General features: G+C 51.2%; 17 protein-coding genes and 1 pseudogene. 16 read left to right on the forward strand and 2 right to left on the reverse strand.

Annotated elements, in window-relative coordinates; all coding sequences use genetic code 11:
* The 8 genes and pseudogenes from JOE21_RS17515 to JOE21_RS17550 form a co-directional block, all read left to right on the forward strand.
* A pseudogene (locus JOE21_RS17515) lies at nt 1–420 on the forward strand (hypothetical protein); the annotation flags it as partial.
* A gap of 47 nt (nt 421–467) precedes the next feature.
* A complete protein-coding gene (locus tag JOE21_RS17520) occupies nt 468–1,856 on the forward strand; it encodes a class II fumarate hydratase (protein WP_309868740.1) in 1,389 nt (462 codons plus the stop codon).
* Between the two features lie 83 nt (nt 1,857–1,939).
* Nucleotides 1,940–2,677 carry a sporulation protein gene (locus JOE21_RS17525; protein ID WP_309868743.1) on the forward strand — a complete coding sequence of 246 codons (738 nt, stop codon included), beginning with the start codon at nt 1,940–1,942 and terminating at the stop codon, nt 2,675–2,677.
* A gap of 24 nt (nt 2,678–2,701) precedes the next feature.
* The gene (locus JOE21_RS17530) at nt 2,702–3,463 is read left to right on the forward strand and encodes a sporulation protein (protein WP_309868745.1); all 762 of its coding nucleotides are present in this window, start codon (nt 2,702–2,704) and stop codon (nt 3,461–3,463) included.
* Nucleotides 3,464–3,626: 163 nt separating this feature from the next.
* Complete coding sequence (locus JOE21_RS17535; protein WP_309868748.1) at nt 3,627–4,343, forward strand: SDR family oxidoreductase; 717 nt, start codon at nt 3,627–3,629, stop codon at nt 4,341–4,343.
* Between the two features lie 79 nt (nt 4,344–4,422).
* Complete coding sequence (locus JOE21_RS17540) at nt 4,423–5,430, forward strand: ABC transporter ATP-binding protein (protein ID WP_309868751.1); 1,008 nt, start codon at nt 4,423–4,425, stop codon at nt 5,428–5,430.
* Nucleotides 5,423–6,217 (forward strand): ABC transporter permease, encoded by a 795-nt coding sequence (locus JOE21_RS17545; RefSeq protein WP_309868753.1) that lies wholly within the window; start codon nt 5,423–5,425, stop codon nt 6,215–6,217. The genes JOE21_RS17540 and JOE21_RS17545 overlap by 8 nt, the downstream gene beginning before the upstream one ends.
* 3 nt (nt 6,218–6,220) lie before the next feature.
* Nucleotides 6,221–7,006: an ABC transporter permease gene (locus JOE21_RS17550; protein ID WP_309868756.1), complete on the forward strand. Its 786-nt coding sequence runs from the start codon at nt 6,221–6,223 to the stop codon at nt 7,004–7,006.
* A 4-nt stretch (nt 7,007–7,010) separates the two neighbouring features.
* Here the strand turns inward: JOE21_RS17550 and gerPC are convergent, their stop codons facing one another.
* Nucleotides 7,011–7,394 carry a spore germination protein GerPC gene (gene gerPC, locus JOE21_RS17555; protein WP_309868759.1) on the reverse strand — a complete coding sequence of 128 codons (384 nt, stop codon included), beginning with the start codon at nt 7,392–7,394 and terminating at the stop codon, nt 7,011–7,013.
* A gap of 219 nt (nt 7,395–7,613) precedes the next feature.
* On the opposite strand from gerPC, the gene JOE21_RS17560 reads away from it, so the two are divergent.
* From JOE21_RS17560 to perR, 7 genes are all read left to right on the forward strand, one after another.
* Complete coding sequence (locus tag JOE21_RS17560; protein WP_309868762.1) at nt 7,614–8,048, forward strand: Hsp20/alpha crystallin family protein; 435 nt, start codon at nt 7,614–7,616, stop codon at nt 8,046–8,048.
* Nucleotides 8,049–8,116: 68 nt separating this feature from the next.
* Entirely contained in the window at nt 8,117–8,320 is a 204-nt protein-coding gene (locus JOE21_RS17565) for a spore germination protein (protein ID WP_309868764.1), read from the forward strand.
* A 484-nt stretch (nt 8,321–8,804) separates the two neighbouring features.
* Nucleotides 8,805–9,275, forward strand: coding sequence for a thioredoxin-dependent thiol peroxidase (gene bcp / locus JOE21_RS17570; RefSeq protein WP_309868767.1), 471 nt, complete (start codon nt 8,805–8,807; stop codon nt 9,273–9,275).
* 79 nt (nt 9,276–9,354) lie between these two features.
* On the forward strand, nt 9,355–10,113 hold the full coding sequence (locus JOE21_RS17575; RefSeq protein ID WP_309868769.1) for a class I SAM-dependent methyltransferase: 759 nt from the start codon (nt 9,355–9,357) through the stop codon (nt 10,111–10,113).
* 17 nt (nt 10,114–10,130) lie between these two features.
* Entirely contained in the window at nt 10,131–11,084 is a 954-nt protein-coding gene (locus tag JOE21_RS17580; protein WP_309868770.1) for a D-2-hydroxyacid dehydrogenase, read from the forward strand.
* Between the two features lie 65 nt (nt 11,085–11,149).
* Entirely contained in the window at nt 11,150–11,773 is a 624-nt protein-coding gene (nth, locus tag JOE21_RS17585; protein ID WP_309868776.1) for an endonuclease III, read from the forward strand.
* 97 nt (nt 11,774–11,870) lie between these two features.
* Nucleotides 11,871–12,329 (forward strand): peroxide-responsive transcriptional repressor PerR, encoded by a 459-nt coding sequence (perR, locus tag JOE21_RS17590; protein ID WP_309868772.1) that lies wholly within the window; start codon nt 11,871–11,873, stop codon nt 12,327–12,329.
* A gap of 96 nt (nt 12,330–12,425) precedes the next feature.
* On the opposite strand, the gene JOE21_RS17595 is transcribed toward perR, so the two are convergent.
* Nucleotides 12,426–12,737, reverse strand: a complete 312-nt coding sequence (locus JOE21_RS17595; RefSeq protein WP_309868774.1) for a DUF2614 family zinc ribbon-containing protein — start codon at nt 12,735–12,737, stop codon at nt 12,426–12,428.
* 228 nt (nt 12,738–12,965) lie between these two features.
* Here JOE21_RS17595 and JOE21_RS17600 point away from each other — a divergent pair, with 228 nt between their 5' ends.
* Nucleotides 12,966–13,859, forward strand: a complete 894-nt coding sequence (locus JOE21_RS17600) for a nucleotidyltransferase-like protein (RefSeq protein ID WP_309868775.1) — start codon at nt 12,966–12,968, stop codon at nt 13,857–13,859.
* Nucleotides 13,860–14,044 lie beyond the last annotated feature (185 nt).

Consider the following 14,044-nt stretch of genomic DNA (forward strand, 5'->3'; position numbering starts at 1 on the left):
CGCCAAGCACGCCTGGAAGCGGAGCGGATGGAACGCAAACGCCTGGAGCGTGAAGCGGCAAAACGGGCAGAAGCCGAGCGCCGGACTCAGGAAGAGGCGGAGCGCCAAGCACGCCTGGAAGCGGAGCGGATGGAGCGCGAACACCTGGAGCCAAAAGCGGCAGAGCAGGCGGAAGCCGAGCGCCGTGCCCAGGAAGAGGCGGAGCGCCAAGTACACCTGGAGCGGGAAGCGGCAGAGCAAGTGGAAGCGGAGCGTCAGGTCAGAGAAGAGGCGGAACGCCAAGCGCGCCTGGAAGCGGAATATCACCAAAAAGAGCAGGAAGCTTGGGCAAAACAGCGTCGTTTGGAAAAAGAACGCCAAGCACATGACGCCATTGCCAAACAATTGGAAGAGTACGTCCAACATGTGTTCAATCGATAACCCAAAGGGAAAATAAAGAGGAACCACTCCCTTTGGAGGTGTACTCGATGAATACAAAAACACGTGTGCAGCGGGATTCGATGGGAGAAGTAAGCATTCCTCAGTCCATGTATTACGGGGCACAAACCCAACGCGCCGTAGAGAACTTTCCGATCAGCGGAATGCGGCTTCCCCGTTCGTTTATCCGTGCACAAGGCATTGTAAAGGCCGCTGCTGCGAGGGCCAATGAAGTTTGCGGACAGTTGGAGCCCAATTTAGCCCGTGCGATCATCCAGGCTGCCGAGGAAGTCATGGAAGGCCGCTGGGATGATCATTTTGTAGTGGATGTCTACCAAGCGGGAGCGGGCACTTCCCAAAACATGAATGCCAACGAAGTGATTGCCAACCGTGCGGCTGAAATCCTGGGAGGACGTGTGGGAGAAACGGAACGGGTTCATCCCAACGACCATGTGAACCGGGGGCAGTCCACGAACGACACGATCCATGTGGCGATAAACATCGCCGCTGCAGAGACGATTCATCAAGGATTGATCCCGGCGGCTGAACGCTTGATCAGGGAAATTCATCACAAGGCAGAAGTGTTTGACAATATTGTTAAGCCGGGACGGACACACTTGCAGGATGCGGTTCCATTGCGTGTAGGACAGGAGTTATCCGCGTATGGTCAGTCGCTGGAACATGCATTGGACGGGATTCGTGAGAGCTTGCCGCTGTTATATCAAATAGGTCTGGGTGGAAACGCCGTGGGAACCGGGATCAACACACCGCCAGGATATGCTGACCGTGCAGTACAGGAGGTGGCTGACCGAACGGGCTTGCCGTTCCGGGAACCGGATAATCGGTTTGCGTTTATACAAAACACCGGTGCGGCTATTAAAGTCCATGGTGCCCTCAAGGTTTTGGCCGTTCATCTGGATAAATGCGTCAGCGATCTGCGTTTGCTGAGCTCAGGTCCCCGTACGGGTTTGGCGGAGATGAGACTGCCCGCAGTTCAACCCGGCTCTTCGATCATGCCTGGCAAGGTGAATCCGGTGATGGCCGAAATGGTTAACATGGTGACGGTACAGGTGATCGGAAACGATGCAGCCATCACGGCAGCAGGTACACGGGCTCAATTGGAACTGAATGTGATGATGCCGGTAATCGCCCATAATGTACTCCAGTCCATTGATATCCTGACAAGAGCCATGGAAGTTTTTCGCAAGCGAGCTGTGGCCGGGTTGGAAGTGGATGAAAGGCGTTGTCGAGAACTGGTTGAGCAATCCCTGGCGTTGGCAACGGCCCTGAATCCGTCTCTGGGGTATGACAAAGCGGCTGAAGTTGCTAAAAAAGCCTACACAGAAGGAAAAACGTTGCGTCAAGTCGTGATGGAAGAAGGGCTTCTCGGCGAAGAAGAAGCGGATCGGGTATTGAACCCGGATCGGATGATTCCATGAGAGTGCGTGGTGTGTCTTCGATTTACGACGAGGGATGGGAGTGACCGTTCCCATCCCTTCCTATTCCAGGAGGTGAAAAAGCCTTGTTTAACAAAGCCTTAGCCAGTTTGGGAGTCGGGTCGGCAAAAGTGGATACCCGCTTGGAGACTTCACAGTTCCAACCTGGGGACATCGTGAAGGGGGAAGTATTGATTCGCGGCGGCCATGCCAGTCAGCAGGTGGATGACATTTATTTATACCTGATGGTCGAATACCTTAGAAACGATAAGAAGATTCAGCATGTATTGGAACATTACAAGCTGAGCGAATCCTTTGTCATTCAGCAAAAGGAGTATCAGATCATCCCCTTTCAAATCCGTCTGCCTTATCATACGCCTATGTCTTGCGGGCGCTTTCCCATTCATTTAAAAACGGGGCTGGATATCAAGATGGCGGTAGATCCCAAGGATTTGGATCGTATCGAGGTTTTCCCGCACCGAACAGTGGAAAAAGTGCTGGGTGAAATTGAGCGGTCGGGCTTCATCATGTACCGTGTATTCAACGAGTATTCCCCCCAATGCAAGCAACTTCCTTTCCTGCAAATATTTCAGTTCCGGCCGGCGGAACGGTATCACGGGTATCTGGATGAATTGAACTTATTCTTTGACGTGGACAGCCATGAAGTCCATATGGATGTGGAGATCATACGGGGTTCCCGTAAGATGATGACGTCCTTCAGTTGGCAACTGGACGACCCTGACGGCACACTCACTTATGACCATGACAATCAGCACGATCCGATCGACAGCCCCGTCGACACCATCCAAACGTTGCTGAGATAAATTTGCTTCGGGGAGGAACGCGATATGTCTCTTTTCAACAAGGCGTTGGCCCGTTTTGGAGTCGGCAACGCCAAAGTGGACACCCGCCTCAAGCAGACCCGATATCGACAGGGAAGTTTGATCGAAGGGGAGGTCCACATCCAAGGTGGACAAGTAGAGCAGGAAGTGGACGAGATTTATTTGTTTTTGGTAGTGGTGTATCACCAAGACGGTTCTCAGCATGAGTATGTGATGGAAGAATTTCGCCTCTCTGAAGTGTTTACCATCGGTCCCCGTGAATCTAAGGTGATTCCCTTTGAAATCCATCTGCCGGAAGATACTCCAGTGACGACGGGGGGATGTCCGGTTTATTTGAAGACGGGTTTAAATATCAAGATGGCGGTGGATCCGGATGACCACGATGGGATCGAGGTTCTCCCCCATCCCATGGTAGAACAAGTCCTGAAGGTAGTCGAACGGATCGGCTTCCAGTTAGTCAACATCGATTTTGAATTTGAGAAATATTATTCTCGTCATCCTTTTATTCAGGAATTTGTTTTTCATCCGACAGGCGATCTGCGCAGGAGCTTGAATAGTCTGGAAGTCATGTTTTATATCGGTGAGCGGGAGATGGAGTTAATTCTGCTCCTGGACCGTCGTGCGACGGATCTGATGGGATCCTTGGAGGAAGCCCTTGATTTGGATAAGCGTACCCTTCGTCTCCAGGTGACGGAAGCCGACCTGGAACATGACGGAGCGGGAGTGGAAACCAAATTGTCTGATTTGATTCATCAACACGCTCATTGATCCCGGCCGTTTGGGAAAAAATTTCAGTCAGCGGGAAACGGTTTTCTTGCATGCACCGGATCTTCCTTCTATGATAGGAAGGAGCCGTCAAAGGCCAAGTGGAAGTAATGATGCGGCGGGAACCGTTTAAGTGCAAACGGCTTGTATGGGAGTGATCGTAATCGTGAGATTGAAAAATAAAACGGCTATCATCACCGGCGCAAGCCGAGGAATCGGGGAAGCCATCGCGGTGGCATTTTCCAGAGAAGGAGCCGATTCTTTATTGGTGGGCCGATCCGAATTCGACCTGGAGCGTGTGGCGGAAAGGGTTCGGGAATCAGGGCGTAAAGCGGTCCCTTTTCCAGCGGATGTCACCCGTGAAGCCGATGTGGATGCTGCGGTTTCCCGGGCGCTGGATGAATTCGGCAAAGTGGATATCTTAATCAACAACGCCGGTATTGGCAGTTTTAAGTCGATCAAGGATATTTCGCTGGATGAATGGGAGCAGGTGATCCGAGTTAACTTGACAGGCAGCTTTCTGTTTGCCAAGGCCGTATTGGACCCCATGATCGACCGGGGGCAAGGACAAATCATCCATATCTCTTCGGATGTGGGGGTTCGAACCATCCCCAAAGGAGCGGCTTACTGTGCCAGTAAGTTCGGCCTGGAAGGGTTGAGCGGTGCCTTGTCCAAGGAAGTGCGGAAGCTGGGGATTCGGGTAGGAAGCATTCGTCCAGGGATGACGGATACGTATTTTAACGATACCAAGCAAGGAGCTTCGGAAAAGGAAGGATGGCTGGAGGCGGAAGATGTAGCGGAAGCCGCCCTCTACATGGCTTCCGCCCCCCGTCATGTGGTGGTGGATGAACTGATGCTTCATCCGGTTATCCAGGAATACTAAAGAAAACGACAAATACGAAGAGGGCATCCCGCCGACGGGGTGCTTTTTTACAGGAGGAGAACCAGAGGGGGGATCAGGGGTGCGAAGTATTGAAGCGAAGGGGTTAACCAAGGAATTCAAATTGTACCGGAGCCGTCCGGGGCTGACAGGTGCCTTTCGCGATCTCTTAAACCGGCAATACACCACGGTCCGAGCGGTGGACGCCATCGATCTGTCCGTCGATTCCGGGGAGGTGGTCGGATACATCGGAGAAAACGGTGCGGGTAAGTCGACCACGATTAAGATGTTGACCGGTATCTTGGAACCGACATCCGGCGTGTTAAAGGTAAATGGATTTGATCCGCACAGGGAGAGGGAGTCGTTTGTCCGGACGATCGGTGTCGTGTTTGGGCAGCGCAGCCAATTGTGGTGGGACATCGCAGTCAGAGAATCGTTTCGGTTATTACAGAAACTGTACCGGGTACCGGAGGGGGCATATGGTTCCCATATGGACCGCCTGATTGAAGTGTTGGATATCGGTTCACTTCTGGATCAGCCGGTTCGGAAGCTGAGTCTGGGACAGCGGATGCGCTGTGAATTGGCGGCCGCTCTCATTCACCAACCTCGTTTGGTTTTTTTGGACGAACCGACGATTGGCTTGGATGTATTGGTGAAGGAGAACATTCGTCAATTCCTCCGTCAAGTGAACCAGGAGTATGGAACCACCATCCTCCTTACCACGCACGATATCTCCGACATCGAAGCACTATGTCATCGAGTGGTGATGTTGGATCGAGGCCGGATCATCTATGACGGTGGTCTCGAGGAGCTTCGTCAACAATGGAGTGGAAAAGCACGCATTCGATTTGTTTTCGGCGACAGGGTGTCGTTGCGGAACCTGCAACAGTGGGCAGGAGAGGTTGCCGATTGGCATAAAGAAGATGATCGTCGTTTTATCGCTCAGTTGAATACCATGGGCGAGACGGGCATGTCCGATCTTCTCAATCGTCTCACTCCCCATGTTCCAATCCAGGAAGTGCGGCTGGAGGAGACCACCACTGAAGAGATTGTACGGAGGATCTACCGGGAGGGTATCCGGCATGCTTAACACTTATCGGGAGCTTGTCCGGATCCGTTTTCTGATGATGTTGGCCTACCGTGTCAACTACTACAGTGGCATCGTGATCTACAGCTTAAATATCGGGGTCTACTATTTCCTGTGGATGGCCATATACGGGGGGAACGAATCCCTTAATGGAACCACAGCCGTGCAGATCACCACCTATGTGGCCGTAGCCTGGATGTCGCGGGCCTTTTATTTTAACAACCTGGATCGGGAGATTGCGCAGGAGATCCGGGATGGAACGGTGGCGGTCCAGCTGATTCGCCCTTATCACTATTTATGGGTGAAAGGATTTCAGGGTTTGGGTGAAGGGTTGTTTCGTTTGCTGATGTTCAGCGTTCCCGGCATGGTAATCGTCTCCCTCCTTTTCCCTGTTCAGCTGCCGACCTTTGGGGCGGTGTGGGGATGGTTTGCCGTCAGTTTGATTCTGGGCTTTTTCATCAATACGCAGATCAATATCCTGACGGGACTGTTTGCATTTTTCATCCTGAACAATAACGGGTTGATTCGCGCCAAACGGGTGATGGTCGACCTCTTATCCGGATTAGTAATCCCCCTTCACTTTTTCCCCGCATGGGCGCAGCAGGGGCTGTCTTTTCTTCCTTTTCAGGGGATCAGCTATGTACCCAGCACCATCCTGTCACATGGGATGCCGATGGAGGAGTTGTGGTCCTTTCTGATGGTACAGGCGATTTGGGTTTTGCTTCTCTGGATCCCGATCCGGGGATTGTGGTTCCATGCACGCAGACGTCTGGTTGTGCAAGGAGGGTAAGCGATGTTTCAAGCCGAGCTCTTTTTACGTTACCTGGTTCAATACCTGAAGGTCCGTTTGGAATATCGCAGTGATTTTTTGGTTCAATTGGGGACCGATTTGCTGTTTCAGGCGGTTAACCTCATCTTTATTCTGGTGGTTTTCACCCATACCACTCAATTGAGCGGATGGACCCGGGAAGAAGTGATTTTCATTTATGGCTATTTTCTGGTTCCCTTTGCGGTATTCTCTGCTTTCTTTAATTTATGGGATTTCAATGAACGCTATATTATTAAAGGGGAAATGGATCGTGTACTAACCCGTCCGGTTCACAGTTTGTATCAAATTGTGATGGAAACGATGACACCGGAGTCCCTTGTAGGCGCCGTAACCGGCCTTTTGGTGATGGGATGGGCCGTTTGGCAGATGGAGTGGACCTTCCATTGGATGGATCCCTTGTTGTTCTTCCTCTTTGTAATCGGTGGAGCAGCCATCTATGGAGGCATACACGTCCTGTTGACCAGTATCAGCCTGTTCTCCGATTCAAAGACTGATATCCAACCCATTATGTATAATGTGGGCAATTACGGTCGCTATCCTGTGAACATCTACCATTCCATTATCCAGTGGGTCCTGACCTGGCTGCTTCCGTTTGCTTTTGTCGGTTTTTATCCCGCCAGCTTTTTGCTGCGGGACGACCGCTGGCTCACGTTTGCTTTGCTGACACCAGTGATGGGATTGATCTACCTGGGGCTGGGGATTGTCGTATGGAACTGGGGAATCCGTCACTATCGCGGAGCGGGAAACTAATCGATCAAGAAGAGGGTTTCCGGGGTGTTTCACCTCCGAGATTGTTGCTGTCACCCTTGGATCCGTCTGTTTGAGGAGAACTTTCATCTTCGATGGGAAGCGCATCACCAGGCTTTAATTCACCTAATTCCATGTTGGCCTTTCCATCACGGTGCATCGATTCAATCCATTTTTCAAGACCCTGTCCATCACTATGGGTGGTAAGGCCGATATTAAGTGTGCCGCTCAAGGTTTGGATACTCAATTCCTGGATTTTATACTCTAATCGTTCAATCGAGATGGGTTGGAGGGATTCAATCTGTTTTCTTAATTCGATGTTTTCTTGGCGCAGGCGTTCCATCTCCTGTTCCATCCGGTTTAGTCGATCCCACAGGTGTGCGACGATCATGAGGGTATCACCTCCGGTTTGCCCCCGTCTATCTCCATTATATGGCCCTGCCTATGGAGAGCATGCACTGCTGTTAAGGACATTGGAGCATAAAACGAAATCTAAACCGACTGTTCGTTACCTGGGGGAGACGATGAACGAATGGTGGAGGAGTGACGTTTGCCGGGGTGTGTGCATATCTTGATGAATGAGAGCTTGCGGTCGGAAAGGAGAAGCTCCATGAACCCCCATCAGCAGTTTTCCAAATGGAGCCGCTTAGCCCGCCAGTTCCTGGGCGATGACTTTTGGGCAGAGATGGAAGAGACCGTTCCCATTGACAAATCGGAGAGGCCGTTGGTGGATGTTTACCACGGTAACGAAGATGTACTGGTTCTCATTGAATTGCCCGGCATTCAGGATCTTTCTCAAGTGGTGTTACGGGTGGAAGGAAGAGCTCTGTGGTTGCGGGGGGAAATCCCTTCCCGTAAGTCCCATTATCGTGCAGTGGTCAGGGAGCGTTATACCGGGTCATTTGAGCGGAAGGTGGATCTGGGTGTCGCAGTAAGCCGTCGCCATCACCGGGCGCGCTATCGTCGTGGGATTATCGAATTGCTGCTGAAAAAGGACAGGAATACCCCAACCGAATCCCCTTCTATTCGCGTATCGGAGAATTGAAGGGAAATCACACCGCCCAGATCAGACACATAGGATAGGTTAGACCTAGGCGGCGGGGAGGATCGGCGATGGGGACAATCAATAATATCTTCAATCTAAAAATACACAGTGTTTCCAGCGCAGGGTCCGTCAACTTTGGTAACACCGTCAATATCGGAGCGGAGAGTAACTCCAAGTCGTTAGGTGGGTCGTCCCCCATCGGGGATTTCTCTCGAAATATTGACCTGGAACAAAACCAAGCCATCGACCCGGACATCATCGATCAAGTCTGAGAGTGGGTGGATTTGGATGGAGATATGCATCAAAACCCAATCTATCGAGGTCAGCACCGTTACCGCCGGTGGGTCGGTCAATCTCGGAAATACCTTCAATATGACGATGGGAAGAGCGGCCCCTCCCGTCTCCCCTCCTCAGGAGGAGATGCCCCCCGAAGCAGGGCTTCCCCCCAGAATCCCGGTCGAGCCGGGGACGCCACCCGAGGTACCGCCCGAGGAACCGCCTGGAGCACCGCCCGGAGCACCGCCCGGGATACCGGGAGAGCTGCCCGGTCCGTCAGGTGGAGCAGAAGCCGGAAAAGCTTACAGGGGAAGGGAAACAGCAGGAAATCATGTCCCGTCTTTTTATCCTTTGCGCATACCGGATCATACAGTGGTAGGTCTTCCTTTTTACCGCCTCACGTGAATCGGGGCGGTTTTTTGGTTTATTTTTCTGTCGTGGTACAATAAAAGAGATACAGACAGGGAGGTGCATAGTCCTATGTTGAAAGAGGGAAGTGCAGCACCGGATTTTACATTGCCCGCATCCAATGGGGAAAACGTTTCGCTGTCCGATTACCGCGGAGAAAAAAATGTGATTCTCTATTTTTATCCAAAAGACAACACTCCGGGATGTACCGCAGAATCCTGTGATTTCCGGGATCGACAGCAGGATTTTGCCGATCTGGATACGGTTATTCTGGGAGTCAGTATGGATGACTTGAAGTCCCATGAGAAGTTTATCAACAAATACGATTTACCGTTTTTGCTCTTAAGCGACACCGAGGCCGAAGTTTGCCGTAAATACGGGGTTTATCAGGAGAAAAACATGTTCGGCAAGAAAAAATGGGGGATTGTCCGCTCCACTTTTGTCATCGACAAGGAAGGAAACCTCGCTCGGTCTTGGCGCAAGGTAAAGGTGGATGGACACGTAGACGAGGCACTGATCTGGGTACGTGATCACCTGAAATAACGGTCTTTCACGGTACAGGGGTTGGGGTGTTGCCCAACCCTTTCTTTCTGTCTGGAAGGAATGAGGTGAATGAAGACAGATGTATCGCTTTCCCGATTACTATGATTGGACATCCAACGGTTTGGATGGGGATGTAGCGTATTATGCGGATTTAGCGATAAATACCGGTGGGCCCGTGTTGGAGTTGGGTTGTGGAACCGGTCGGTGTACGCTGGGAATCGCTCGCCATGGAGTGGAGGTGGTGGGCCTGGACCGGGAGGTCCGTATGTTGGACAGAGCAAAGGAAAAAGCAATGGCATGGGGATTAGTGGATCGTTGTGAGTGGATAGAAGGAGATATGAAAGAGTTTAACCTGGAACGGCGTTTTCCTCTCGTTATTATCCCTTACCGCTCGTTCCTCCATTTGATGAATGCAAGGGAACAGTTGGCCGCTCTGGGATGTATCCGGGAACATCTGGAGGAAGAAGGGCGGCTGGCTTTGAACGTATTTGTCCCCCATGTGGAGTGGATGGTGGAAAAGGAGGATTGTATCCTTCACCGTGGAACGTTTTCCATACCCGGTACGGGTGAAGTGGTGGAAGTGAGTGATCGAACCCGGTATGATCACTTTCACCAACGGGCGGATGTAGCCCGATATTATGAACGCTTCGACCCTGACGGGACCACGATTGAGCGTCTTCGCACCACCTTTTCCCTGCGATATGTATACCCGTCTGAATTGATGCATCTCCTCCAGTTGGCCGGTTTGGAAGTGACCCAGCGGTACGGAGGGTTTCGGCGTGAACCCTTTGGTCCTCACAGCACAGAATTGATCGTGGAGGCGAGGATGCGTCCATAACCCGAGGGAGGGGAAAGATGATACACGTTGTCTCATCTGCCAAAATAGGAAAAAAACATCAGGAGCGGTTACGCCAGTGTTTTCCTGCCGTTTCCTACACGTTTTGTACCGATATCGGACAAGCCGAGAAGGAAGCGGCCCATGCGGATGTACTGATTACCTACGGGGAAGATTTGAATGATGCTATCGTAAAAAAATTTCCGCGACTTCGTTGGATCCATGTGATTAGTGCGGGAGTGGAATGGCTGCCCTTTGACACGTTGCGAAATAACGGCATCCGTGTCAGCAATGCTCGCGGGATTCACGCCGTTCCCATGGGGGAATATGCCATGGCCGTTTTGCTCCAGTTGACCCGGAGAGTCCATCATCTATACTTGTTACAACAGGAGAAACATTGGGACAGGACTATCCGTATGGGTGAACTGTGTGGAAAAACGTTGGCGATTATCGGTGCCGGTGCGATCGGACAGGCGGTTGCTAAACGAGCGCGGGCTTTTGACATCCAGGTTTGGGGGATGAACACATCGGGCCTTCCGGTGGATCACTTTGACCGTATGTTTACCCCGGACCAGCGAGAAATGGTATTTTCCCAAGCGGATTATGTCCTGATCACCTTGCCGCTCACCCCTCGCACACGACACTTTGTTGGAGAACGGGAATTGCGTTGGATGAAGCCGGATGCCTATCTTATTAATATGGCTCGGGGAAGTGTTGTAAACGAGGAGTCACTGTTACAGGCACTGCGGGACCGGAGGATCGGTGGAGCGGTTCTGGATGTATTTGAACGGGAGCCTTTGCCGGCGGATCATCCCTTTTGGGATCTGGATAATGTCCTTCTCACCCCTCACCTGTCTGGACGTTCTCCCGGGTATATGACAAGGGCGTTGGACATTTTTCAAGAAAACCTCTCCCTCTATCTGAAGGGAGACGAACCGCTGCAAAACGAATTGGATTTGCTTAAGGGATATTGAGACAAAAAGGGGGAAGAACAGTGGGGAAAGCCTCTTCCAAACCGAAGCGGGTGCAAACAAAAAAGATGTTGGAAACCCTGGCGGAACTGTATCCAGATGCCCACTGTGAACTGAATTTCCGCAATCCCTTCGAACTGCTGATTGCCACTATCTTATCCGCCCAGTCTACGGATCGGCAGGTTAATATTGTGACGAAATCATTATTTTCCAAATACCCCACTCCCGAGGATTTTCTTCCACTGACTGAGGAGGAGCTGGCAGAGGAGATCAGAGGCTTGGGTTTATACCGGAATAAAAGTAAAAACATCTTGGCAACCTGTCGGATATTGGTACAACAATACGGGGGGCAGGTTCCGAAAAAACGCAGCCAGTTGGAAGCGTTGCCCGGTGTCGGTCGAAAGACCGCCAATGTGGTGTTGTCCAATGCCTTCGATGTTCCCGCCTTGGCAGTCGACACCCATGTACAACGGGTGGCCAACCGGTTGGCGTTGGCCGACAGCGACAATCCTTTGGAGACGGAGCGTCAGCTGACCAAACGGATTCCCCGCAAGGATTGGACCCTGACCCACCATCGACTGATCTGGCACGGCCGACGGGTGTGTGCCGCCCGCAATCCCAAGTGCCATCAGTGTGATCTTTTGCCTCTGTGTTGGCACGGTAAAAATCAGGTGGGGGATCAGACCCATTGACAACCGAGAGGGTGGACAGTAGACTGTTTATAGATATTCTAAAAAGAGAATCATTTTATGCCTGGGTGCTTGGTGGAATAGAGCGAGGTGGATGGGGATGGAAAATAACCGCCTGAATCGGGCAGTAGAACAACTAAAATCGACCGGTGTTCGGATGACACCACAGCGGTATGCCATACTGGAATACTTGCTGACCTCCTTGGGCCACCCCACCGCTGATGACATCTACAAAGCGTTGGAGGGGCGGTTTCCCAACATGAGTGTAGCCACGGTCTACAATAATCTTCGTGTATTCAAGGAAGCCGGTTTAGTACGCGAGCTCACCTACGGAGACTCGTCCAGTCGCTTTGATGCCAATATGCATGAGCATTACCACATCATCTGCCGTGAATGTGGAAAAATAGTGGATTTTGAGTATCCTTCCTTAATCAAAGTAGAAGAAGAAGCCGCTAAGGTTACCGGCTTCCAAGTGGAAAACCATCGCATGGAGATTTATGGCCGTTGCCGCTCCTGTCAGGAGCAGGAGTCCAAAGAACCGCTTGCAAACCGATCATGATGAATGATGCTTCCGTCCTTGCGGAAGCTTTTTCTTCGTTTGAATAAAACCCCCTTCCGCCTTGCCGGTTGGAGGCGGGGGGGTTTACAAATCCGTTTATCCCTTTTGATCGGGGGCGTGCTTGGGATCCAAGCTCAACCATGCTTTACAGTACATGCATTGATCGGTTTTCCCCAGAATTTTAGTCGTACGTGTACATTCGGGACACTCCACTTGCACCGCTTGGGTGGACAACATTCCCACCCAAAAATAAATGGCTACACTGCCGCCGATCGTCAAAAGTCCCAACAGGAAAAAGAGAAGCATGGCGGAAGGCCATAAGAAACCGAAGTACATGACGCCGACTCCCAGAAAAATCAGCAATAGGGCAACCGTGCGGAATTTGTTAATCTTGCTGGCGAACAACATGGGAATTCCTCCCTGACCGGTAGGTGAATGGGGTTGACACCAATCCGATGGTTTTCTTTCTTGTTCCCACAGTATAACATGGAAGAAAAGCACAGGATATGAAGCTTTCCCGAAAAACCGCGAGGAAAAAGGTGGCTTGGCAGGAGTTTTGCTAACCCCGTCGAAATGGTGATTACAACCCAACGGGTAATCGGCTGTTATGGCCTTCCAATGAGGGGGGGATGAACGATGCGCGATCAGATTTACCCCGAAATAAAAAAGGAGATGGAGCACCATTCGGCAGCGATCGGTGCGCTCGCAATCCCGTCGCCTCCGGCTCACCTCACCGCTTTGGAACCAGTAGACCTTTTGGTACTCGTGTTTTCCAAAGAAGCAAAACCGGCTGAAAAAGCGGCCGTGTATTGTTCCCGTTCATGGCGGGTCAAGACGGTCTGGGTCTCCTTATCCCATGCATTTGCGTCGATTATAGCGGATGAGCATCCAGACTTGGTGGAGTGGATTCTAAATGGAGAAATCTTATACGATCCGGAACGGAAAGTGAAGGAGTTAACCCATATCGTGCGGCAATTTCCCACGGAGTACCGGATGAAAAAAATGTGTATCGAATTATGCGGTTTATTGGACGGGTACCAGCGCAGTCGTTGGCATTTAAAATTGGGAGAAGGAATGGATGCCTATTACTTCATCCAGGAAATGTTGAGACGGTGGGGAAGGTTGGCAGTGATGGAAGCCGGTGAATTTCCCCGACAAGACTTGTGGAATCAAGTTCGCCAATTGCACCCCGGCATTCACAAATGGTATCAGGAATTGGCATCCGGGGGAGAATCGCCGGAACAACGGATTCGCCTCGTATTGTTGGCGGTTGAATACGCTGTATTGTCCAAGCTGGAATGGTATGGGCGTTATGTGTTGAATCTCTTGCATCAACAAAAAGGGATGTGGAGCCTGCGGGAATTAAACCAGCAAATCGGTTCGGAGGGCCTCGTTGTCGATCTGTCTCTTTTAGTAGAAGAAATGGTGAAGCGATCCTTAGTAGAGGAAATCACACTGCAGCAGGATAGGATGTCCGAGCAGCGCTATCGCCTGATGACATTTGGCGTCAGGGGAGCGAAGGGATCCTGAAATCGATGGATCGTAATTGTTTTTAAAAAAAGTGTTGACTCATATATTCCAAGGTGGTATAGTATTATTTGTCGCCGCAAGAGAGCGGCACACGCCGAAAGGCGGACAACAGAAGCGTTCCTTGAAAACTGAAGAGCGAATGAACGACCCTGTTCAATTCTTATGATGAGCAATTCAAGCTCTTT

Origin of the sequence: Desmospora profundinema (assembly GCF_031454155.1) — a bacterium.
Taxonomy (GTDB): Bacteria; Bacillota; Bacilli; order Thermoactinomycetales; family DSM-45169; genus Desmospora; species Desmospora profundinema.

What these genes read in the sequence shown, in the direction of transcription:
- JOE21_RS17520 (WP_309868740.1), top strand. Translation starts at nt 468, where the DNA reads ATGAATACAAAAACACGTGTGCAGCGGGATTCGATGGGAGAAGTAAGC.
- JOE21_RS17530 (WP_309868745.1), top strand. Translation starts at nt 2,702, where the DNA reads ATGTCTCTTTTCAACAAGGCGTTGGCCCGTTTTGGAGTCGGCAACGCC.
- JOE21_RS17545 (WP_309868753.1), top strand. Translation starts at nt 5,423, where the DNA reads ATGCTTAACACTTATCGGGAGCTTGTCCGGATCCGTTTTCTGATGATG.
- JOE21_RS17550 (WP_309868756.1), top strand. Translation starts at nt 6,221, where the DNA reads ATGTTTCAAGCCGAGCTCTTTTTACGTTACCTGGTTCAATACCTGAAG.
- gerPC (WP_309868759.1), bottom strand. Translation starts at nt 7,394, where the DNA reads ATGATCGTCGCACACCTGTGGGATCGACTAAACCGGATGGAACAGGAG.
- JOE21_RS17560 (WP_309868762.1), top strand. Translation starts at nt 7,614, where the DNA reads ATGAACCCCCATCAGCAGTTTTCCAAATGGAGCCGCTTAGCCCGCCAG.
- JOE21_RS17565 (WP_309868764.1), top strand. Translation starts at nt 8,117, where the DNA reads ATGGGGACAATCAATAATATCTTCAATCTAAAAATACACAGTGTTTCC.
- bcp (WP_309868767.1), top strand. Translation starts at nt 8,805, where the DNA reads ATGTTGAAAGAGGGAAGTGCAGCACCGGATTTTACATTGCCCGCATCC.
- JOE21_RS17575 (WP_309868769.1), top strand. Translation starts at nt 9,355, where the DNA reads ATGTATCGCTTTCCCGATTACTATGATTGGACATCCAACGGTTTGGAT.
- JOE21_RS17580 (WP_309868770.1), top strand. Translation starts at nt 10,131, where the DNA reads ATGATACACGTTGTCTCATCTGCCAAAATAGGAAAAAAACATCAGGAG.
- nth (WP_309868776.1), top strand. Translation starts at nt 11,150, where the DNA reads ATGTTGGAAACCCTGGCGGAACTGTATCCAGATGCCCACTGTGAACTG.
- perR (WP_309868772.1), top strand. Translation starts at nt 11,871, where the DNA reads ATGGAAAATAACCGCCTGAATCGGGCAGTAGAACAACTAAAATCGACC.
- JOE21_RS17595 (WP_309868774.1), bottom strand. Translation starts at nt 12,737, where the DNA reads ATGTTGTTCGCCAGCAAGATTAACAAATTCCGCACGGTTGCCCTATTG.
- JOE21_RS17600 (WP_309868775.1), top strand. Translation starts at nt 12,966, where the DNA reads ATGCGCGATCAGATTTACCCCGAAATAAAAAAGGAGATGGAGCACCAT.